Here is a 20,381-nt window from a genome sequence, read left to right as displayed (position 1 = left end):
CTTGACCTGCGTACCGGTGCTCTCCGGCTGCGCCTTCTTCACGTCGCGGAGCTTGCCCGACACGTACTTGTACTGCCTGACCGACTTCCGCAGCTGCTGCTTCGCCTGCTCGAGCTCGGCCGGGGTCTTGGCCGCGGCGACCCGCTTCTCCCCCTTCCGGACCTTCTTCTCGGCCTCGGCGACCTGCTTCGTGAGGCCCTTCACGGTCTGGCGCGACTCACGGTAATAGTTGACGAGGGCCTCTGCGATGTCCGGCCCGTCAGTCCTTGGCGAGAAGGTCGTGCCGCCGCCCGCTGCCCGCTTGAACTGCCACTTGATGAAGTGCTGCACGGGCAGCTTCACCTGGAAGTACGGGTCATTGGGGTCCAGCGAGTGGTGGGCCCAGCCGTACATGCTCCACGACAGCTTGTCCCACCGGCCGGGCTCGTTCGCGGGAGAGCCGGCTGCCGGGTCAGGCGGGGGCGAGGCCGCCGAAACATCGGCTGCCGGGCCGGCCAGAACGAACCCGACCGCCGCTACGAAGGCCACCAGGGCCATCCGTAAAACCATGGGCCAGGCACCGGGCCCTCTCTGGCTGATGGAGGTTGTGTGTGGCGCGGTGTTCACGAATCTTCACCTCATGGTCTGGTGCGGCCGGAAAGCCGCGGTGGGCAACTGTGTCTGTTCGCACCGCCGGAGACGGCGAGCCGACACCTGCGGACCCGGGGTGACGCATGCGCAGGGGCATCGCCGGGTCGGCGCGGTGCGGTAAGAGAAGCGTTGCGTGGCAGCGCTTCGCCGGGCAACGCATGAGGGTGGCCGGGACAGTCCGGATCTGTCCGGCCTGGTCAGGAGCAGTCCCATGGGCGGGACGCGCCGGGGCGGGGGGACCCTGGGACGCTTTGTGGCCGGGACATCGACAGGCCCGGACAGGGCCGGCCGGTCCCGGACTGTCCCAAGCCCGGCCGGAGCCGGGTCAGCGCCGCATGCGAGTCACGGTGAGGGTGCCGTGCCGGCCGCTTCCGGCCAACACCTCAACGACCATGTCGGTCTCCACCCGCGTGTACGTCTCCCCCTGTGCCCGGCGGTCTCCCACCACGGTCGAACTGGTCAGGGCAGAGCCGATACGTGCAGCGAGAACGGGCTCAAGCCGGGCCGACAACCGGACCGGCCCGCCCTCGTCCCCCACCGCGAGGGCCAGGTGGTGCGGCCGACGCCGAGGCCCCGTGAACCCGACCAGCAGGGCGTCGGCCGTGTCCGCGTGCCTGACCTTGCCCCTTAACTGCACCAGGGCTGGATTGACGAACTTGATCTACTACAGCGCGTCAGTGGGCTCGAAGAGCGCGTCAGCCCGCGCAGACGGACACCCGTAAAAGGCCGTCCGAAAGCGGGGCAGTTCCGCGAGCGCCTCTCCTTCAGCCTCCGCCGAGCGGGCCGCGCTTGACCAGCGGGTGACCGTTCGGCGCGGCCAGGGCTACGCCCTGCGCGTCACTGCGGCGCCCGCAGTTCAGCGCCGGCTCCTCGCCTGCTGCCAGCCGCGCGACGGGGCCGCAGCGGTCCCGGCCCCGCGCAAGGCCCGCCGCGAGAAGAGGCAGCCAGCTGGTCCGCGTCCGCGCTGGCCGCTATCGGCGCCGAAGAACCCACGCACCAGCCTCAGAGCCGACGGACCCGGCCGAGCACGAAGCCCGCCGGTGTGCTGCACATGGCGATCTCCGCCGCACTCACCGAGCACCGAATCTCCGAGCCCAACACCGATGCTTCGGCCGAAGAGAAACCTGGCAGGATTCCAGGGGAGTATCTCTGGTCTAGTAGCCGTTCCCCATACTGTCCGCGGCTCGTGCGGCTTTGTCTGCTGCTGCTTGAAGGAGCCGGGCATTGTCTGGGAGACCCTCAAGGCTGTCCATCAGCCGGCCTGCCGCTCGATCGGCTCTGACTGCGGCCTGGTGGAGCGTCGATGCATCGTCAGCGAGCCCTACTAGGGCCTGTGTGCGGTCGTGATCAGTATGCGTATTTCGCTGCCTTGGTGAGGCTGGTCGCGGTAGAACGCAGAGTGTGACATGGCGACAGTTCACCAATGACCAGGGGAAGCTCATCGAGCCGTACCTGTCGATTGGTGAGTACAGCCGGGGCGGGGGTCAGGTGGGCGGAGTGTCGGGGCGAGCGTCGTACACGGCGCGGGCGGCGTCGATGTGCGTCAGGTGCGTGATGCTCCACTCCAACAGGGGTGCGGTGGCTTCGCGGAGGGTCCTGCCCATCGGAGTGAGTTCGTAACTGACGTGCGGTGGCATGACGTTGCGGACGGTCCGTGTGAGGATCCCATCGCGTTCCAGGCCGCGCAGGGTGACGGTGAGCATGCGCTGGCTGATCCCGTCGACGGCCCGCTTGAGTTCGGTGAAGCGGCGTGGCCCCTGGCTGAGGTTACGCACGATCAGCAGCGACCACTTGTCGCCGACGATGCCGAGCACTTCACGGGCCTGGCACGGGTCCTCCGGCCGTACCGGCCGCGACTCGCCGCCCGCTGTGCCGCTAATGGGTTACCTCCAGAGAACCGGGGCACCTAAATGTGCCCTATTGATCGGGGTGCGGCAGGTGCAGCACGATGATTTCGGTTCCCGAAGAGTACCGAGGCACAGACAGGAACCTTAATGTTCCCGTGCCTCCACGCCCCGAAGAGTAAGAAGATTCCCCTCATGCCAACTTTTCTGCTGGTACACGGTGCCTGGCACAGCGGCCGGTGCTGGGAGCGGGTGGTCCCGCTGCTGGAGTCGGCCGGACACCGCGTGTTCGCGCCCTCGCTGACCGGCTACGGCGACAAGGCACACCTCCTCGGCCCCGAGGTGGGGCTCGACACGCACGTCGAGGACGTCGTGAAGCTGATCCACGAGGAGGACATGACCGAGGTGGTGCTCGTGGGTCACAGCTACGCGGGGCTGGTCGTCTCGTCCGTGGCCAACGAGGTACCGGAACGAATCGCGCATCTCGTGTACCTGGACGCGATGGTCCCGGAGCACGGCGAGACCGCCGTCGACGTACAGCCCATGACCCAGAACCTGATCGACTTGGCCGCCAAGTCCGACAACGGCTGGCGCATCCCGCCGCTGCCCGAGATGCCTCCGCCCCTCGGTCTGTTCGGGGTCACCGACCCGGCGGACATCGCATGGCTGCGTGCGACGCTCTCCGACCAGCCCGTGCGCTGCCTGCGGCAACCGGTCCGGCTGGACAACCCGGCCTTGGACTCGGTTCCGCGCACGCACATCCACTGTGTCGGCGCAGAGCCGAAAGGCATCGTGCGGCGGCCCGTCCCCGCGACACAGCCCAACGGCTCCCCGGCACGGATACGGGAACTGCCGACCGGACACGACTGCATGATCACCATGCCGTCGGACCTGAGCGAACTGCTGCTTGAATCCACCCTTCGGTAGCGTCCGGACCGTGACTGCGGCAGCGAGCCGGAGAAGACCCGCCACCGTCGGACAGCAAACCCGGGCCACGAAGCCGCCCGCTTCGCGAAAGAAGCGCCATAGGGCCTCTGTGAGGTCGTGATCACTTTGTCTTCGGCAGAGGCAGGAGGCCGTTGATCCAGATCATCGAGGCTCGTAGATGGAGACCGGCGTCGTAACTTGCGGGGGCCTTGTCGTATCGAGTGGCGATGCCGCGCCAAGCTTTCAGCCTATTGATCAGGCGTTCGACGGTGTTGCGGTCCTTGTAGAGCTCTGTGTCGTGAGCGACGGGCCGACCGCCCTTGCTGCCTCGGTTCTTCCGGTGGGCGGTCTGGTCCTTCTTCTCCGGGATGACGGACTTGATTCCGCGTCTGCGCAGGTAGGCGCGGTTGGCGCGAGAGGAGTACGCCTTGTCGCCAGCCACGGCGGCGGGCTGGGTGCGCGGGCGGCCGACGGGCAGTCGGACACGGATCTTCTTCAGCACCGGGATGAACTGCGGGCTGTCCGCGGCGCGTCGCAGCCAACCGGGAGGAACGCGAAGTCGCTCTCGCCGCCGCCCAGCAGACCGTCGCCGACCTGAACCAGAGTGTGCGCGCCACGCAGGACAGCATCGCCCTCCGGCTCGACCAGGCGGCGGCAACCGTGTCGCGCTGGGCCAAGCATCACAACATCCCCCGGCAGAACAACCGGCACCTCAGCCGTCCTGACCTCGACGTCGAGACGATCCCTGCGCTCTTGAGCCCGGCGCTCAGCAACAACTACCAGTTGCGCCGGCTCCGTACGTTTCTCCAGGTCGCCGGATACCGCTCCTTGTCCGAGGCGTGCGCGGCACGCGGTCTGCCCACGCACAGCGTCACCATGCATCTGCTGCGTCTGGAGGAGGAGATCGGCGGCCCGCTACTGGTGCGGTCCACGAAGAACCGGCCGATGGAGCCCACCGGCCTCGGACACAAGGTCCTTGCTGCGGCCTTGCCTCTGGCCAGGGAACTCGGACTGCCCGCCGCTACGGCTCAAGCGACACGGTCTCCCGTGCGGGCGAATCACCGGCGAAGGCCCCGGACAACCGCCGCTGCGGCAGCGCGGCTGGCCGGCCTCCCTGCTTTGCTGCGGCCGGCGGCAGGAACCAAAGGCGGACAGCGGCGTCTGCGCCGTTTCCTGGAAGCCGTCCGCTATCCCACCCTGACGGCGTTCGCCCGCGACGCGGACCTCGATCCGGGCACGGTGACCCTGCAGATCCGCAAGCTGGAGCGGGACCTGGATGGCCAGCTTCTGGTCCGCGGCGGAGTCAAATTTGCGATGCAGCTCACCGGCCTGGGCAAGAAGGTCGTGGCCGCCGCGCAGCCGTACGCCGACCAGCTCGGTGATCTCCACGGACCACGCCACAAGCCGAAGGCCCTCACGTCGGCGAAGCTGTGATATCCCGCAGGCGTGAGCGGCGGTGAATCTGGGCGATATCCCTGCGCGGGCCGCGAGGAATCTGGAACATGAGAGGCGTGGAGGACTGGTCCGACTGCAATGACCCTGACGAACTGCGTATCGGTCTCGAGGTAGCTCTGCAAGAGAAAGCGGAGCTCCGCGAGCAACTCGCTCAGTTCAAGGCCGAGAACGTGCACCTACGTGCGCGACTGGGCAAGACCGCCCCCACTGTGCCAGCGGCGCTGCCGCCCGTGGCCGACTCCGTCCCCACCCAGCCCGCCGTCGGTGCTGACGGGCCGCCGCACGCCGACGCCGTCTCCGGGACAGATCGCCTTGTTTCGGGTGCTGTTCGCCGGACGGGAGAGCGTCTACGCGAGGCCCTGCGTGAGCTCCAGAACCGGGCGGAACGGTGGAGTCCGGCCGAGGGCAACCCGTTCGACAAGACCAAGGACGATGCGGGCCGGGTGTTCTGGCCGCTGACCGACGAGACGGTCTACGGCCACCTCGCCCCGTCCAGTCAGGGCCGCAGCGAACTGCACATCGGCCTGGACGACTTCGCAGTGGTGCAGGAGGCCGTCGAGGCTGGCGGGGGCGAGGACTTCGTCGCCGAAGTGCAGCCACTTCGTGTACCGCCGTACGGCCTTGTTCGTCACTCTGGTGATCCGCTCGCGCAGCTGGAGATCGGACAGATAGCGCAGGGCTCTCCCCATGGCTTTTGGTATGGCGCCTTGGCGCCGCTCGGCATGATGAACGATACGACAGGGAACCAGGGGGAATCGTGAGCACGTCAACCCTACGGGAAATCAGCGCAGTTGGACCTGAGGAGGGCGCATGACGCTGGAGAAGATCCTTATCCTGACCGGTCATGAGGAGGCGAAACCGGACTTCGACATCGCTGGGGTGGCGAACATGGTGTGCGTCACCAACAACATGCAACTAACTCCCGGTACCCAAGTTGAGCTGGTCCTGGGCTGCCCGGGCGAGATGAATAGAGCGCGGGCGCGTGCCATCGTCGCGACGTTGGAAGGCAGCCGAGTTTCCGCGGAGGCGTCGGATCGCATGGTAGTCGCGGAGATTCACGGGGGGAGCGGCAGCGTGGAGTACGTTGTCTGTCTCGTCTTGAGGGGTACACGCGCTGGATACGCACACGAGATGCCTACCTACACGTACCTCCTCCAGGTACAGCCGAAAGGCGGAGGAAACTGGGCCAACCTTCTCGAGCCGCGTACCGGGACCCCGATAGACGGGACCTTTGGCACCGTCGATGTACCGGAGAGCGGGTTACCGGATGCCGCCACGAAGAAAATGGCCAGATTCTCGGACATCGGACTCAAGCGCAGAGTGACATTCTGGGAAGGGAGGAGGGTTAATGAGCGCCTGTACAGTAATGAAGTCTTCTGTGTTATCTACGATGACGGCACCATTATGGGTGTCGATGGAGTTGCGCGGGACAGCAGCGACGCATCGTCACAGGATTCCGGACATGTGCGGCCCGGATGTCCCCATGCTCCGCATGACGGCTCATGCGGTCACGAGGTCTCCTGCATGTTCGCGCACCACGGCAGGGATTGTAAGGCGACTCGCCCTGTCTGCCCGTCCTGCTTCGACGAAGTGTTCCCCTCCAGAGTTCCGGACATCGTCGGTCAGGTTCGCCGCGAAGGTGAACTGGTGCTGAGGTGCTCGTCGTGTGAGCAGCTCTCCTTCCAGTTCGACACTGATCTGATCTGTGATCTGTGCCAATGGCTCGTGCCGGATGTCAACGAAGAACTGGAGGAGCGGTTCGCGGCAAATGGCGGTGAGTTCTCCCCACGCCCCGGCTCCTGCCCCGGCTGTAGCCATCAGATGCCGCAACTCGCGGGGCCCTTCACTTTGGGCTGCCCGAAGTGCGGGCAGAGTGTCATTCTCTCGCTGGAATCCTTCCGCCCCGGAACCACCACCACGACGATGTGCCCGAATCGGGAATGCAGGCTCTACATCAAGATCCCGCCGAGCATCTGGTGCCTGGTGTGCGGGCAGAACCTGCGCCCCTTGAATATCGTCACGAAACTGACCCTGGAAGCAAATGACACCCGCCTATCTGTCCGGAGCAACGTCAGAGAGGATGAATCCACCCGTCTTGCGCGACGTCTGGCAGCAGCCGCAGAAGCCAGCCTGAGAAATTTCCGGTATCTGTCTCAAGAGCAGCAAGGGCTCCTCCTGAACGAGAGATACCTGGACTCGCTGATCTCCTCGGTCGACCAAGCTGACGCATGGATCCGCGGCACAGTCGAGATCAGGGCGGCCGGCCATCAGCTCAACCGGGAGGGAGGCATGCGCGCGATGCAGGAAGTCCACCAGCAGGTGATGGAACTGGGCCTGAACTACCGCAATGCGGCTCGGGAGATCGAGCGGTGCTGGGACGGCGTCGGAGACTGGCTGGGCTGAAAGCACCGGCGCCAGGGCGATTGCAAAGTCGCGGTGATCCCGTGAGTGTGCAGGTCACGGCGGTGCGACTATGCAGGGAGGGCGCGCGGGCACAGCCCGGAGAACATGGCCACACTGCGCAGCTTCCCCATCAACCAGCTCCCCGCCGCCGACACCAACATCGCCGCCGGACTCCGCACGACAGCCCTCCACCTCTACGAGCGGCCACTGGCCGTCCTCGGACTCAACTGACCTGCACCAACGCACGATCAACGAAATTTGCAATCGTCTGGGGCTCCTGGCGGAGAAAGTTGCTCTTGGTCGGCAGCCCGTCTACCAGGAGCTTCGTCGTTCCGTCACATCAACTACCCTGTCTCACCACGCGGTTGGAAACAGCTGACTGGCGGACATGGCGGTATTATCCGGTGATGGCATTGTTCAAGCGGCACGCGAAGGATACCCCGGCGATCGATCAAGCCTCGGCACCAACTGCGCCGGTGGTGACGCCGAGGCTGACGCCGGATGGAAAGGGGATCGCTTTCCCCGACAAGGCGGCTCTGGATCACTGGAAACGTAGGGTCGCTGAGGCCGGATTGACGGTGCGCGGAGTGGAATACAACGGGCAGGCAAGTTACCTGACCCTCGCCGGCTCCGACGCGGAGCGGGCGAAAGCCTTCCTACGCAACGAATACGTCGATCGGAAGCTGTACTACATCGTGGTGGAAACGCCGGACGGCGCATGGGGCTTAGACATTGATGGGCTTTATCTCGAGCACTTGCGTCCATGGCAGATGGACACCGGATCCGCAGAATATCAGGTTCCTGCCGGCTCAGTTGCCGGTAACCCACATAGTGTCAATCTGGCTAGGCAGGGCACGGTCGACAATTTCCTGGTCTGGATCGGCTGTGGGCGGTGTGCGCACCGATGGGCGGACGGGGTGCGGTATCAGAATCGGACCCTGACCAGATGTCCATCGTGTGGGGCGAAAAACTTGGTCGATTCCTCGAACGTGCAGGTCGTTCCGGTTGACGAAGAGCCAAGGCCGTCCAGTCCACTCTCCAGCAGCCTAAGCGAGCAGTCCGCATACTCTGGAAGCGAACAACAACGAGCGCAGATCGCCCACCGGATCGCCGAGCTCGTGGATGCCAACCAAGTACATTATGGCGAACTGACCGAAGAGCAAAAATCACGGTTCACAGATTGGCGCCATCTTGACGCCGTCATTTCCAGCGGCGAAGCTCCGCCAGACTGGATCAGCCGCGCGGTCGAGCTCAGGTCAATCGGGCACCAACTCAATCGCGAAGGCGGAACCCGGCTCATGCAGGAAACAGCAGCGCAAGCCGACAGGCTGAGCAACTATCACGCTGTCCTCGGAGTCATCGTCCTGTTCTGGGACAGCATCGGTGACTGGCAGGGTTGAGCTCCGAGAATCCACTGGACCCGTGTATCCATGCAGAGGGCCGAATGAGAGAATGTGGGCCGGTACTCGCCCTGCACCGGAGCCCTACGCCGGCGGGAGGTCCTTACGCCGGAGAAGCGCGTTGATCGCCCTCCCTGCCTCCTGGGTCACCTGGCCCGGACATGGGACACGGAGCTGGTCGGCGAGGGAGTGGCTGTACAGGTCGCAGGCCGATTCCACGAGCTCGCCCAGGCTGCTGATGGCGTCCCGCGCCTTGAGGACGCCGGCCACGGCGAGAATGACGGTGACGATCAGCGCAGGCCACCAGAAGAGTCCCACCGCGCCATAGAGAACCCCCCACGACACCAGCACACTCGATTCCTGATAGGCGAGCTGTGCCGCCGTGATATCGCCCCTCGGCACGTCGGGCAGAAGGGTCCATAGCCGTGGCCAGACGACCGACAGGTCGAGTCCGTACGCCCGGTGAATCCTGATACCGGTCGCCATCCAACGATCGCCGATCCAGGTCGGCCTTTCGGGCCGTTCGAGACCGATCGACTCCCGCCGTGCCAGCGCATCGCGGTACTCCGGTCCCACCAGACCGGCGGAGGGGTCTACGGTATTGAGGATGTCCGTCCGACGCTGGACGACAATGCGGTCCGCGGCGTCCCACCGGCGCCTGCGCCACTCGCGGAGCCACCTCGCGGGTGCGGCGGACGTGCCGGGCAGCGCCCAGGCACGCCGGAGCACGGCTGCCAGACCGATGGCGACGAGTCCGATCGCAGCGGCGAAACCGAAGACTCCCACCACAAGAAGCACGGCTTGTGCCGCGGACCGCTGCTCGGTGAGTCGGCGCACCAGGGGCTCGGCCGCACGCGGTTCGACGGCGTGCCCCCAGCCGAGTTGGGCAGCCACGGCTGCGCAGCACAGCCAGAACAGGCCGGGGAGGAGCAGGTTCACGAGCCACCGGTCCGCGATCTTCGCTCCGAGCTGCTGCAGGAAGGCGGTCACCCGCTGTCCACAGAGATCCAGGTCAGCGCGTCACCGGTGACCGCACACCTCCGGACCGAGCTCGCATCAGCAGTGGGGTAGACGCGGCCACAACGATGGGGGTGCGGACATCGCCAGCCGCTTACGGTCCCGAATCCCGACACGTCGAGCGGAATGTATTCGCGATGCGGGTGGGTGATTCCGTCCAGCCCCGCATCGGCAGCGGCATCTTCCATGGCATCGAGCAGCGCGGTCAGCGTGTCCGCGGAACCGGTCCGGATCGCGGCGGCCAGATCCTCCCATCTGCCGCTCGGAAACCCCGCACGCTCGATCTCCTCCCGCAGCTCGGCATCGGTCTCAAGACTCTCGCAAAGTTGGCTTACTCGCCGCAGAATCGGCGTAAAGTCCTGCATGACTCAATCCTGCCATGATCACAGGTTCTATGGTCGAAAACGAGCGTCTCCGACAGACCGTCATGCAGATTCGCTGGCAATTGGAAGGCATGCCGCACAACCACCCGAAACGGGCGGAATTGCACGTCGATCTCGCCCTGGCACTGCAGCGCCTGTTCGAACAGTCCGGAGATGTCGCCGTGCTGCGTGAGGCGATCGCGGCATGCCGGACGGTCATCTCACTCACGCCGCCCTCTCATCCGGACTTCGAGGAACACAACCGACATTTGGGCCAATTGCTGTTGAATCTGTTCACGGGCACGACAGACCTCGACCCGCGGAATCTCGGGCAGGCGCTGAGGTGGTCATACCCGTGGACTGCCGAACCGACCGGCAGCTCTTCTGCGGATCCCCTTTCATCCGCACCCCTTTATGAGCTCGCCTCCGCCCTCCTCCTCGAGTACCAACGCACCGACGACCTGCCCACGCTGCGCGATGCCGTGAGCACCGCTCGACGCATTGTGGAATGCGCGCAGCCCGCCGACCCGGACCTCGACACGTACCGGGCGACGCTCGCCTCCATGCTCTGGCTGCTTTCCGGGCGCAACGGTGATCTCGAGATCCTGAGCGAGGCATCCAACTTGGTCCGGCAGTCGCTGAGCGACTCCCGACGAGAGAGCGAGGATCGACCTGCCCGACGAAACCTCCTCGCTCTTGTCCTGAAGCGGCAGTACGAACTGACGGGTGACGTCCACGCCCTGCGCGAAGCCACCGAGTTCGGCCGCGAAGCGGTCTCGACCGCACTGCGAACCAGCCGTGACGCCTCGTCCTTCACAGGGAATCTGGCTGACGGACTTCGGATGCTGTCCGAACGGACGAAAGACCTGGCCATGGCGCGGGAAGCGGTGTTCTTCGCCCGAGAGGCGATCGGTGGCCTTCGGCCTGACGATCCCGAGTGGGCCGCAACCCAGGCCGTTCTGGGCGGCTCATTGATGCAACTGGCCGACCGCACGGACGATGAACACACAACCGCTGATGCAACGCGGGAAATCCGAAAGGCCGTCACTGCTACCGCAGTGAACCACCCGGACTACCTGCCCCGCCTCAATATGCTCTACCGGGCGTTGATGAAGGAGTACGGCCATTCAAAGGCGCCCGCGGTGCTGGAAGAAGCTCTCGATGCCGCACGGGACCTGGTCGGAACTGCCCCCGCAAATCATCCCGAGCGGGGAAAATACCTGTCGCATCTCAGCAGGGTGTTGCGCGAGCTCTATTTGAAAAAAGAGGGAGAACCTGTCCGGGCTCTGAATGACTCCATCGAGTTCGCGAAACAAGCAGTTGCCTGCACCTTGCCGAATCATCCCGATCGCGCTGATTGCCTTTCCAACCTCAGCGACTTGTTGCAGCTGTCGTTCGAGAGAACGGGTGACCTCAGTGCGCTGCGCGAGTCCGTGCCACCCAATTCAGCCACCGCCAAAATGAGCGGGGCGTCCATCAGTCAGCGCATCACGGCGGCACAGCGAGCCGCCCTTGCGGATCTTCGGCTGGGGCGCGTTCGGCGCGCGATGGCAATGATCCGGCTCGCGACGGAGTTGCTCCCGCAACTCGGCCTGCGAGACGTGGACCGCGCCGACCGGGAGCACCGGGTCAGCAGCGCGAACAGACTTCCCGCGACAGCCGCAGCGACCGCCATCGCGGCGGCACAACCCGGTTACGCGGTAGAACTGCTGGAACAGACCCGCGGAGTGGTCTTCGCGGGGACGCTGGACACGCGGGACGACGCGGCCGAACTGCAGCTCGCAGCGCCCGATCTCCTGCCGCGGTTCCAGGAGCTCCGCGACGAGATCAACGCCGCCGATCACGAGATCACACTGCCGACCTTCAGCGAGCACCGCGACGCCACGGGACGCCACTCACGCGAACTCGCCGCCCGCCGCGCGGCGCTCAACGAGCAATGGGACGCACTCCTCGAAGAGATCCGCCAGAGGCCCGGCCTGGCCGGATTCCAACGCTCCACCCCCATCGCCGAACTGCGCCGGCACGCGGACCAGGGTCCCGTCATCTACGTAACGGCCGACGAGACGCGTGCTCACGCCTTGATCGTCCGCAACGATCCCGGTGAGCCGGTCCGCGTAGTGGATCTTCCCGCCGCTGTCACCCGGGCCACGGTGGTACAGCAAGCGGACGCGTTTCGCACGGCTCTGCGGGTCACAACCGATCGGCAACAGCCCGCGAGGGCACGACGTGACGCACAGCAACACATGCTGGACGTGCTCGCCTGGACATGGACCAACATCACCGAACCCGTGCTCGACTGCCTCGGCCACACTGGTCCCCCACCGGAAGGGCAGCCCTGGAGCAGAGTGTGGTGGTGCCCGGTGGGCATGGTCACGATGCTGCCCCTCCATGCCGCAGGCCGCTACGAGTCGATCACTCCTGCCGAGACGGTCATGGACCGCGTCATCAGCTCCTACACGCCTACCATCCGTGCGCTGGCCCACGCGCGGCGAGACGGCTCCGGAACGCAGTCCGCGTTGGTGATCGCCGTTCCGGACGCACCGGATTGCCCTCCGCTCGACGGTGCCGTTCAAGAGGCCGACATCGTGCGCGACTTCATCCCCGGAACGGCAGTTCTTCCGGCTCCCGGCGCTGTGACGGGCCGCGACACCGTGATCGAGGCACTGCGTCGGCACGGCATCGTCCACCTCGCCTGCCACGGCTATGCGGACCTGCGCGATCCGTCGGCGAGCCGACTGCTGCTCCACGACCACGCGGCCAACCCGCTGACGCTGCACGCGATTACGCGCCTCGATCTGCGACACGCCCGGCTGGCCTACCTGTCCGCCTGCAGCACGACCAACACCCATCAGGACCAGGCGGACGAGGCGACGCATCTCACCGCGGCTTTCCAACTCGCCGGCTATCGCAGCGTCATCGGAACGCTGTGGCCCATCAACGACCGGACCGCCATCACCGTGGCGAGGGACTTCTACACCAGCCTCACCGCCAACCGGACAAAACCGGTGGACCCTGGACTGGCGGCCGAGGCCCTGCATCACGCCGTACGCAACCTGCGCGACAAGACCCCGGCACTGCCCAGCCGTTGGGCCGCCTACATCCACTCGGGGACATAACGATGCAAGCCTTCAACTTCAAGTAGGGCACAGCACCTTGGGACTCCGGAACCCTGCTTCACTGGTACGTCGAGGTGGACTGGGACGACCCGCGCCACGATGCCCTCGCCCAGCTGGTCACGGACTCGAACCAGGCTCGTCTGGACGCCGGATTCCCCATCACCCCAGTCGAACATCGCTGGCTGCACATCACCGTCGACCAAATCAGCAGACCCGCCCACCTGATTGATCAAGCCGAGCGAGACAAACTCGTCGCCGAGGTCACCCACCGCGTGGCCACCATCGCGCCGTTCACCATCATGATCGGATCCGTACTCAGCTACGCCAGCGGTGCCATCGCCGACACTCATCCCGATCACCAGCTCGCGGCACTGCACACCGCAGCCCTGGATGGCACCCGCACCACGCTCGGCGATGACGCCTGCCAGTACGAGTTCGGCATTCAGCATCTGACCACAGCCTACGCCTACGCCAAGGCGGACTCCGACGCCGCGCAACGGTTCCTCCGACGAGTCCGGCCGAGCCATGCCCCGCTGCACATCAATGCGGTGCACCTTGTCGACGTCACTGCGGACCCGCAGGCCAAGACGATCACCTGGGAAAGAGTGACGCGGGTCTCTCTCGGCACAGCTCTCTGACTCCCCGGAGACACCCAGAGCCTCCGCGCAGTGGGCCGGGCAGCGAGAAGGACAAGGTCGTGAGACAGAATGCCGGGCCATCCGAATGAGACAGCGCGAGAACACGCAGGTCGTCACGACGGAACGGGACATTCCAATTGCGGACCTACATGCGGGATGCGCAACAGGCGCTCGAAGGTCTCCCACTCAGCCACGTCGACGACCCCTGGCTTCACATCACGGTCGACCAGATCACCGACCAGATCGCCGCCGAGATCCCGCAGGACGAGCGAGACCTGCTCGTCCGTGAACTCTCCAAGCGGCTGCGCGAGGTTGAGCCGTTCGACCTGATGGTGGGCAGCGTGCTCTCCTCGCGCTTCGGCGTCATCGCCGACCTGCACCCCGACGGCCCGCTCGTCAATCTCCACGACGCCGTGCGCAACACCGTACGGGAGGTCCGCGGGGAGGAAGCGGTCCTCTACCCATGGGGTGTGCAGCACCTGACGATCTCGTACGCCGTTCAGGAAGCCGACTCCGACGAGGCCCAGCGTCTGCTGCGTCGCGTGCGTCCCGGCCACGCGCCACTCCACGTCGACGCCGTCCACCTGGTCGACGTCACCGCCGACAGCCAGGCGAAGACCATCACGTGGAAGCACCTCGCAGAAATTCCGCTCGGCAACACCGAGGCGTAGGAGCCAGTCGAACCGCTGGGAGACCTTCAACTACCCGGAAGAGCCGCAGACGTGAGTACCGGGGGCGCGGGCGAAGGCCGTGTGGAGCTGTACATGGAGGGACGCGGCTGGACACTCACCGAAGGAAGGGACGGTGCGAAGACCGAGGACTTCGACCTCGTCTTCGAGCGGGGCGGCCACGTCCTGGTGACTCAGATCAAGACCTCCAGCGCGGACGACGGGCGGGTCCGATACCAGAACAAGGACCCGCACCAGTCCGCCGAAGCCCTGGTGCGCAAGGCGGTCTCCCGGAGTGGGCGCGCAGTCATGGTTCTGGTCCACCTGCCCGAGGCACCGGTATCCGCCCTTGCCACACGCGACGGACGTTCCGGTGCTGGGGACCACCATGCCTGAGCCCACCTTCATCACCTGGGCAGACCCCATCGACTTCGCAGCCAAGGTCGAGAAGGCGAGAGACGTATACGGCAGCGGCATGTATCTGATCAGGCCGCGGATGAATTTCCCGCCCTGTCGTCGTTCCTGGCGGACCTCGATGGGGCGCGGTGCGGTGGGTCGACGAGGCCACCGTCGTGAACATGTGGCGGCGCCGTCCGGGGACTCCCCCGCGCTGACTACCAGTGGTCGCTGGGCGTTGGCTGTAGCTGCGGGGTGGCTGGTGTGTGCCGGTGGATTGGCCGAGTTGGCTCTTCTGCGGGTGTCCCTCCGGTCTCATTCTTTGACTTGACCATGGCGCATGCAATTGGCATAGGCGCCAAGGGGAAAACGGAGGATGACATGTCCGTTCGGAAACGACTGGCCGTCTCGGCGGCGGCTCTGGCGCTCGCCGGTGCCGGGCTGGTGGCCGCGCCCGCGACCGCTTCGGCCGCACCGGCACCTCTCGAACCGGGCTGCTACAGCAATAACATGACAGGGTCCTTGGGACACAACGGCAAGGCGATCTGGTGCATAGGAGGCACCTACAACTACTACGGCCGGATCCTCTGCCACAAGGTGGACGGCAGCAACTACAATTACTGGCACTACGGCCCGGTAGTAGGCCCCGGGCAGACGTCCACAGTGTGGTGTGACCAGGGAGCCAACGTGATCGACTGGGGCATCTCCATCCCTTAGTCCTGGCCCCGGCACCCCGCACGACCGCAGCGCCCCTCCCGCACGCGCGGGAGGGGCGCCGTGCTACGTCGTGTCGGGTTTGGGCGGGGGTTCAACGCCAGGTCCGCCGCGAGTACGAGAACCGCGTCAACACCTTCGGCGCGGCGCGGGTGGTGAGAGCCATCGCGGAGAACGCGGCGTCGTGGATGCGCAGCGCCACCTGCTCGCGGTGCAGGACGTCGAGCAGTCGAGCACGTCGAGGATGTGTCCGGTGCCGCGCACGAGGCGGAACATCTCGGAGATGTGTACGGTGTCGCGCGTAGTCGAGGAGCGCGCGGAACTTCGGCCGCTGGAGGGGGTGGAGGCGGCTGGAGGTACCGCCGTCCTCCTCGAATCTGATCGGGCCGCGGAAGGGCCAGCCGCGCCCGCGGGAAGGTCTCGGCTACCCGGTGTGCGCCGATGAATTGCCCGCCCTGTCGTCATTCCTGGCGGACCTCGAAGCCGACCGGACGGCCAGTGCCCCGACCCAGCCTGTGTGATGCTCGACACATCAGGGGTTCGGGGTCAGGACGGAATGCGACATCGGCTCGCCTCGCCCAACGCGACACGCACCGCTCTCCATCACCTCTCGAAAGCGACATGACCTGCGGGGGACACGGCCTGTGCCGCGACTCTTGCGGGAGTCATTGCCGACGTCCACCCCGATGAACCCCTCAACGACCTCCACCGCACCGTCCGGGCCGCCATTCAAGCCGCACGCGGACCCCACGCGACGGGCTACCCCAGCAAGGTCCCATATCTCACCATCGGGTACGCGGCCGACGAGTGCGACTCCGACCGAGTCCAGAGGAAGCTGCGCAACGAGGTGCGGCCGGGTCACGACCCAAGCACATCGACGCGGTGCATCTTGTCGATGTCACCGTGGACGCTCAAGCTAAAACGATCACATGGGACGACGTGGCGAGGATCCCCCTCGGCGCGGCGCTCTGATCCCACGAAAGTGCTGTGATGCTCGACTGGAAATGCCGGACCACACCGGGGACGAGGTAAGCGGCCGATAGCCAGAACCCGTATGCCTCGTCTGCAGGCGGGGTGAAGGTTGTGGTGCGGGGTCGGCCGGGGCGGTCCGCGATCCGGTGAAGGTGATGATGGGCGGTGAGCCAGGTGTGTCCGTGCGCGGTCCGCCTTCCAGGACGGCCTCGATGCGCCCTGTCGCCGTGCGCGTCACCAGGCAGTGTCCGGGCCAGCTCGGCGTCCGCGTCGCCAGCGTGGTCAGCAGCCGCCCGTCGGGCGCGAGTTGGTCCACCCACGCCGACGGCAGGCACGGTACGCCGATCCCGGAGTGGATCCGGTCGTACGGCGCCCGAGGCAAGTGGCCGTCGAGTGCGTCGCCGGCCACCATCGTTGCGCCGACGCCGAGCCGGTCGAGGTTGTCCCGCGTGAACGCGGCCATGTGCCCGTCCCGTTCGACACCGACCGCCCGCCGGGGCCCGGTGAGCGCGGCGGCGAGTGCGAGCGAGACACCCGGCCCGGTTCCGAGGTCCAGGTAGTTGTGCCCAGCGGCGATCCGCATTCTCTGGAGGACTTCCACGGTGTACGGGGTGAACGTCGACATTGCCGTCATCCGGCCGCCGCTCACGGCGCCGCGCACCTGGCTCTCCAGCGGCTCACCGTCACGCTGGACCAGGACCGACTCGCCCGAGTACACGAGTTCCTGCCACTCGGCCCGGTCCTTGGGATGTGTCCCGTCCAGTAGCTCCCACACCGGATCGGTACCCGGCTCGCTACGCCGTACGTACGCGCGCGGCAGCAGCAGCACGCCGTGATCCAGGCACGACAGTGCCTCCCGCAGATGCTGGTCGGTCAACACACCATCGGCTTGCAGGCGTTCGACCAGCGCCCGGCGGGCCCCTGCCGCGTCGCCGGGCTGCGTGTCGACCACCGAGTCGTCCGTGTCGGAATCGGATCTCACCGCGGTTCACCTGCCGTCCGTGACCGGTGCTGCGGGCTCCCAGCCGAGCTCGGTGTACGCGGTGCCGGCGAGGATGCCCTTGATCGCGGCACGGGTGTAGGGGACCACTGGGTCCGGCAGGGCGTCGAGCGGCCACCACTGCCAGGCCGTGCACTTGTCGGGCTCGCGGACCTGCGGTTCGCCGGACCACCGGCTCGCCTGGAAGAAGAGCTGAATCCTGGGCTCGGCGCCTTCGTGGTTGTCGAGCAGGTGCACGGTGTGGGCAAGTGTGAGGTCTGCGGGCTCGATAACGATCCCGGCCTCCTCGTACGCCTCCCTGACCAGGCACGAGCGAACGCTCTCCCTTTCCACATGGCCGGCCAGGGCATGCCACTCGCCACCCGCGAACGCCACACCCGGGTGACGCAGGCCCAGGAGAGTGCGGCCTTCGCGCTCCAGGAACAGGTGCGCGCCGATCACGTTCTTCACCGCTCCCGCGCCGCCCTGCCCCGTGCCGTCCCGCGGCCCGGGTACCTCCGGGGCGGGGTGCTCGGCGTGGTGGGCCTTGATCACTTTGTGGGCCCATGGGCACATCGACAGCTGCTCCATGGTGGCGACGTCGAACCAGGCGAACATGATCCCTTCGCTGACGGGCAGGTCGTGGGCGGCGCCGTCCCAGCGGGCTGTGTAGACCTGGATGTTCCCCTCGGTGACGTTCGGGCCGTGGGCCTGCGCGCTCGTATAGGGGGGAGGACGAGCCCCGTTTCTTCGAGGATTTCACGGGCGATCGCCTCGTCCAGGGTCTCGCCGGGCTCGGGCCCGCCACCGACCAGGGACCAGGTACCGGGGTCGCAAATCGGTTTATGTGCATCCCTCAGGTGCAGGAGGTACTCGCCGCGGCTGTTGACGAGCAGCACCGCGGTGCTTTTCGGCTGGGAGGAAGTGGACACGTGCAAGGAAGTACCGCCTTGGTGGAGGTAGTTGGGCGCTGTGACGGGCATCTTCCGCAGTGTGCGGAGCGGGGAGCGGGACAGGACGACAAGCGGCACAATCAGCAAGGCGGTGCCGACGGTGAGAGTGGGGCGCACGCCGATCCAGGTCCCCAGTCCACCGGCGAGCAGCGCGGCCACAGGGCGGGATCCAGCCGTCAGCCAGGTGCTGACGGCCTGCATCCGGGCCTGCTTGCCCGCCGCGGTGACACTCTGACGGATCGACCGCTGGGTCGTGCCCGCCGCGGCCGCGCAGGCCAGCTGCAGAAGCAGGGCGGCGCCGATCGTGATCTGCCAGCCGCGTCCTGGGACGGCGAGGAGCAGCGGGATCTGCGTGAGCGGGGCCAGAGCGAGCGCGGTGAGCATCATCGGTCCCGGACCGAATCGCCGTGTCAGTCCGGGGGCGGCCAGTGCGCCAGCGGCCGCCCCGAGGGCGCCCAGGCCCAGGACCACGCCGAATGCCGTCGCGCTCATCGTGAGCGTGCGCAGCAAGTTTGTTTCCGCAGAGACCGTGTCCCCCGCAGGTCGTGTCGCTTTACAGGGCAGCCGACCACGTCGGACGCGTCGCGTTGTAATAGCGCATCGTGTTGCCATCCCTGCCCGGCCCTGTGAGGAAAGACACGCTATCGTCCAGGGGGTGGCCCAGCATCCCGGCACACCGGGACAGCTCCGAACGAGCCCCAGGAGGAAGGTCTGCTCCGTGGTGGTCGAGCGGGGCCGTTGCTGCCCCCGAGTCCTGGCGGGCCCTCCCCACCCCGGTGCTCGACCACTCGCCTCACGGGCCTCGTCCAAGCCGTCGTCTGTCTGTATTTGACCAGTTCAGGCTGAGGCTGGAAGGCCCCCGGAGGGTGGATGCAAGCAAGAGCACACGGTGACACGATCGAGCATGCGATATTGGCGGGCGGCAGGGCGTGACGTGCAGCGTTGACCCACCGTTGATAGCGCATGAGGACACTTCATACCGCTGCGTTGGCGACAAAGCACGCATGATCAAACTACCTGCTTACCTGTTGGGGCCTTCCCCCAAGGCCGGGTAGTTAGCGTTCTCGCAGGTCACGCAAGGGAGTTGATCGGCTCTTGCGTAGCGGCTGTGTAGATGCCGGGGCCGTGCTTTCGGAGGTGGCCGTCCTTGGTCCAGCGGGAGAGTTGTCTGTACATGGTGCCGAGGGTGATGTCGCCGAGGTGCTGTGCGAGTTCGCGGGCGGGCCAGCGGCGTTCGGGGTCAGCCCGGAGCAGTTCCAGGACACGTTCCCGGCGGCTGTGTGGTGACCGGTGAGTGTGCCGGTCGTCTCGTGAGACATCGGGCAGGGGGCGCTCTTCGGCAGCGGGTGCGAGGACGGTGACGTCGAGGTCGATGACGGTGCGACTGGTGTCGGGCCTGCCGTCGTCGAGGCGCTCGCTATAGCGGGAGACCGGTGATTTGACCTTGCGTGTGCTGACCCGCTGTCGCCGGGGCGGCAGCAAGGCGGCCAGAACCCGGCGTCCGATGAGACCGACCGGCTCGGCGGCCGTGGTGACAATGTCGGCGGCCTGGACGACCTGGTCACGGGCGGTCTGGAGGGCGATAGTGAACCCGCAGCGGTCCGGATCGGTGCCCGGGACGGATTCGGCAGCGTCGACCATGACCATCCGGAGCGCTTGGTAGAGCGTCAGCAGGGACCACATCTCCTGCTCGATACCGATCGGGTCACCCGAGCGCAGGAGGCGCCCGTCCATGATCGTGTGGCGGAGCGCGTAGTACGCCGATTCGTGTTCCCACCGCTGGTGATAGAGACCCGTTAGCGCGGCCGCCGGGTAGCGGCGGGCGTCGGTCAAGGTCGTGACCAGCCGGTAGGACCCGGTGAAGACGGTGCCGTCCGCGCAGGTCACCGTGATCTGCGCGTCGATGA

At 66.4% G+C, this 20,381-nt stretch carries 20 protein-coding genes and 2 pseudogenes; 12 read left to right on the top strand and 10 right to left on the bottom strand.

The genetic code is table 11. From position 1 onward, the window contains the following. The 3 genes from ACGFU7_RS44345 to ACGFU7_RS44335 all read right to left on the bottom strand — a co-directional run. A partial coding sequence (locus ACGFU7_RS44345) for a hypothetical protein (RefSeq protein WP_393704129.1) occupies positions 1–537 on the bottom strand: 537 nt, incomplete at its 3' end. Between the two features lie 418 nt (positions 538–955). Then, positions 956–1,267 carry a hypothetical protein gene (locus ACGFU7_RS44340; RefSeq protein WP_393704127.1) on the bottom strand — a complete coding sequence of 104 codons (312 nt, stop codon included), beginning with the start codon at positions 1,265–1,267 and terminating at the stop codon, positions 956–958. An 847-nt stretch (positions 1,268–2,114) separates the two neighbouring features. Beyond that, the gene (locus ACGFU7_RS44335; RefSeq protein ID WP_393704133.1) at positions 2,115–2,510 is read right to left on the bottom strand and encodes a winged helix-turn-helix transcriptional regulator; all 396 of its coding nucleotides are present in this window, start codon (positions 2,508–2,510) and stop codon (positions 2,115–2,117) included. A 159-nt stretch (positions 2,511–2,669) separates the two neighbouring features. Between ACGFU7_RS44335 and ACGFU7_RS44330 the strand changes: the two genes are divergently transcribed. Then, positions 2,670–3,401, top strand: a complete 732-nt coding sequence (locus ACGFU7_RS44330; protein WP_393704126.1) for an alpha/beta fold hydrolase — start codon at positions 2,670–2,672, stop codon at positions 3,399–3,401. Positions 3,402–3,522: 121 nt separating this feature from the next. Here the strand turns inward: ACGFU7_RS44330 and ACGFU7_RS44325 are convergent. Next, a pseudogene (locus ACGFU7_RS44325) lies at positions 3,523–3,933 on the bottom strand (transposase); the annotation flags it as partial. Between the two features lie 74 nt (positions 3,934–4,007). On the opposite strand from ACGFU7_RS44325, the gene ACGFU7_RS44320 reads away from it, so the two are divergent. The 5 genes from ACGFU7_RS44320 (at position 4,008) to ACGFU7_RS44300 (ending at position 8,659) form a co-directional block, all read left to right on the top strand. Beyond that, positions 4,008–4,835, top strand: coding sequence for a LysR family transcriptional regulator (locus tag ACGFU7_RS44320; RefSeq protein ID WP_393704124.1), 828 nt, complete (start codon positions 4,008–4,010; stop codon positions 4,833–4,835). 77 nt (positions 4,836–4,912) lie between these two features. After that, a complete protein-coding gene (locus ACGFU7_RS44315) occupies positions 4,913–5,617 on the top strand; it encodes a hypothetical protein (RefSeq protein ID WP_393704122.1) in 705 nt (234 codons plus the stop codon). A 49-nt stretch (positions 5,618–5,666) separates the two neighbouring features. Then, on the top strand, positions 5,667–7,259 hold the full coding sequence (locus ACGFU7_RS44310; protein WP_393704120.1) for a hypothetical protein: 1,593 nt from the start codon (positions 5,667–5,669) through the stop codon (positions 7,257–7,259). A gap of 105 nt (positions 7,260–7,364) precedes the next feature. Continuing rightward, a complete protein-coding gene (locus ACGFU7_RS44305) occupies positions 7,365–7,490 on the top strand; it encodes a hypothetical protein (RefSeq protein WP_393704119.1) in 126 nt (41 codons plus the stop codon). A gap of 176 nt (positions 7,491–7,666) precedes the next feature. Continuing rightward, the gene (locus ACGFU7_RS44300; protein ID WP_393704118.1) at positions 7,667–8,659 is read left to right on the top strand and encodes a hypothetical protein; all 993 of its coding nucleotides are present in this window, start codon (positions 7,667–7,669) and stop codon (positions 8,657–8,659) included. Between the two features lie 84 nt (positions 8,660–8,743). Here ACGFU7_RS44300 and ACGFU7_RS44295 read toward each other — a convergent pair whose 3' ends face one another. Then, complete coding sequence (locus tag ACGFU7_RS44295; RefSeq protein WP_393704116.1) at positions 8,744–9,649, bottom strand: hypothetical protein; 906 nt, start codon at positions 9,647–9,649, stop codon at positions 8,744–8,746. Then, a complete protein-coding gene (locus tag ACGFU7_RS44290; RefSeq protein ID WP_393704115.1) occupies positions 9,646–10,041 on the bottom strand; it encodes a hypothetical protein in 396 nt (131 codons plus the stop codon). The genes ACGFU7_RS44295 and ACGFU7_RS44290 overlap by 4 nt, the downstream gene beginning before the upstream one ends. A gap of 29 nt (positions 10,042–10,070) precedes the next feature. Here ACGFU7_RS44290 and ACGFU7_RS44285 point away from each other — a divergent pair, with 29 nt between their 5' ends. From ACGFU7_RS44285 to ACGFU7_RS44260, 6 genes are all read left to right on the top strand, one after another. Then, positions 10,071–13,154, top strand: a complete 3,084-nt coding sequence (locus ACGFU7_RS44285; RefSeq protein ID WP_393704114.1) for a CHAT domain-containing protein — start codon at positions 10,071–10,073, stop codon at positions 13,152–13,154. 74 nt (positions 13,155–13,228) lie between these two features. Continuing rightward, on the top strand, positions 13,229–13,792 hold the full coding sequence (locus ACGFU7_RS44280) for a hypothetical protein (protein WP_393704112.1): 564 nt from the start codon (positions 13,229–13,231) through the stop codon (positions 13,790–13,792). Positions 13,793–13,941: 149 nt separating this feature from the next. Then, a complete protein-coding gene (locus ACGFU7_RS44275) occupies positions 13,942–14,463 on the top strand; it encodes a 2'-5' RNA ligase family protein (protein ID WP_393704111.1) in 522 nt (173 codons plus the stop codon). Between the two features lie 51 nt (positions 14,464–14,514). After that, a complete protein-coding gene (locus tag ACGFU7_RS44270) occupies positions 14,515–14,856 on the top strand; it encodes a hypothetical protein (protein WP_393704109.1) in 342 nt (113 codons plus the stop codon). Between the two features lie 381 nt (positions 14,857–15,237). After that, on the top strand, positions 15,238–15,573 hold the full coding sequence (locus ACGFU7_RS44265) for a hypothetical protein (RefSeq protein ID WP_393704107.1): 336 nt from the start codon (positions 15,238–15,240) through the stop codon (positions 15,571–15,573). A 664-nt stretch (positions 15,574–16,237) separates the two neighbouring features. After that, positions 16,238–16,561 (top strand): 2'-5' RNA ligase family protein, encoded by a 324-nt coding sequence (locus ACGFU7_RS44260; protein WP_393704131.1) that lies wholly within the window; start codon positions 16,238–16,240, stop codon positions 16,559–16,561. Here ACGFU7_RS44260 and ACGFU7_RS44255 read toward each other — a convergent pair. The 4 genes and pseudogenes from ACGFU7_RS44255 to ACGFU7_RS44240 form a co-directional block, all read right to left on the bottom strand. After that, positions 16,496–17,524, bottom strand: coding sequence for a protein-L-isoaspartate O-methyltransferase (locus ACGFU7_RS44255; protein WP_393704106.1), 1,029 nt, complete (start codon positions 17,522–17,524; stop codon positions 16,496–16,498). The two genes, ACGFU7_RS44260 and ACGFU7_RS44255, sit on opposite strands and share 66 nt — an antisense overlap. A 6-nt stretch (positions 17,525–17,530) precedes the next feature. Then, positions 17,531–18,139: an NUDIX domain-containing protein gene (locus ACGFU7_RS44250; protein ID WP_393704104.1), complete on the bottom strand. Its 609-nt coding sequence runs from the start codon at positions 18,137–18,139 to the stop codon at positions 17,531–17,533. Then, a complete protein-coding gene (locus ACGFU7_RS44245) occupies positions 18,073–18,504 on the bottom strand; it encodes an NUDIX domain-containing protein (RefSeq protein ID WP_393704130.1) in 432 nt (143 codons plus the stop codon). Before ACGFU7_RS44245 ends, ACGFU7_RS44250 begins: the two co-directional genes overlap by 67 nt. 1,041 nt (positions 18,505–19,545) lie before the next feature. Continuing rightward, positions 19,546–20,381, bottom strand: a pseudogene (locus ACGFU7_RS44240) (IS4 family transposase); the annotation flags it as partial.

It is taken from the genome of Streptomyces sp. NPDC048473 (genome assembly GCF_043200155.1).
Lineage (GTDB): Bacteria > Actinomycetota > Actinomycetes > Streptomycetales > Streptomycetaceae > Streptomyces.
This window is presented reverse-complemented; position numbering and strand designations above follow the sequence as displayed.

What these genes read in the sequence shown, in the direction of transcription:
- ACGFU7_RS44285 (WP_393704114.1), top strand. Translation starts at nt 10,071, where the DNA reads ATGGTCGAAAACGAGCGTCTCCGACAGACCGTCATGCAGATTCGCTGG.
- ACGFU7_RS44330 (WP_393704126.1), top strand. Translation starts at nt 2,670, where the DNA reads ATGCCAACTTTTCTGCTGGTACACGGTGCCTGGCACAGCGGCCGGTGC.
- ACGFU7_RS44265 (WP_393704107.1), top strand. Translation starts at nt 15,238, where the DNA reads ATGTCCGTTCGGAAACGACTGGCCGTCTCGGCGGCGGCTCTGGCGCTC.
- ACGFU7_RS44305 (WP_393704119.1), top strand. Translation starts at nt 7,365, where the DNA reads ATGGCCACACTGCGCAGCTTCCCCATCAACCAGCTCCCCGCCGCCGAC.
- ACGFU7_RS44290 (WP_393704115.1), bottom strand. Translation starts at nt 10,041, where the DNA reads ATGCAGGACTTTACGCCGATTCTGCGGCGAGTAAGCCAACTTTGCGAG.
- ACGFU7_RS44300 (WP_393704118.1), top strand. Translation starts at nt 7,667, where the DNA reads ATGGCATTGTTCAAGCGGCACGCGAAGGATACCCCGGCGATCGATCAA.
- ACGFU7_RS44245 (WP_393704130.1), bottom strand. Translation starts at nt 18,504, where the DNA reads ATGCCCGTCACAGCGCCCAACTACCTCCACCAAGGCGGTACTTCCTTG.
- ACGFU7_RS44250 (WP_393704104.1), bottom strand. Translation starts at nt 18,139, where the DNA reads ATGTTCGCCTGGTTCGACGTCGCCACCATGGAGCAGCTGTCGATGTGC.
- ACGFU7_RS44275 (WP_393704111.1), top strand. Translation starts at nt 13,942, where the DNA reads ATGCGGGATGCGCAACAGGCGCTCGAAGGTCTCCCACTCAGCCACGTC.
- ACGFU7_RS44310 (WP_393704120.1), top strand. Translation starts at nt 5,667, where the DNA reads ATGACGCTGGAGAAGATCCTTATCCTGACCGGTCATGAGGAGGCGAAA.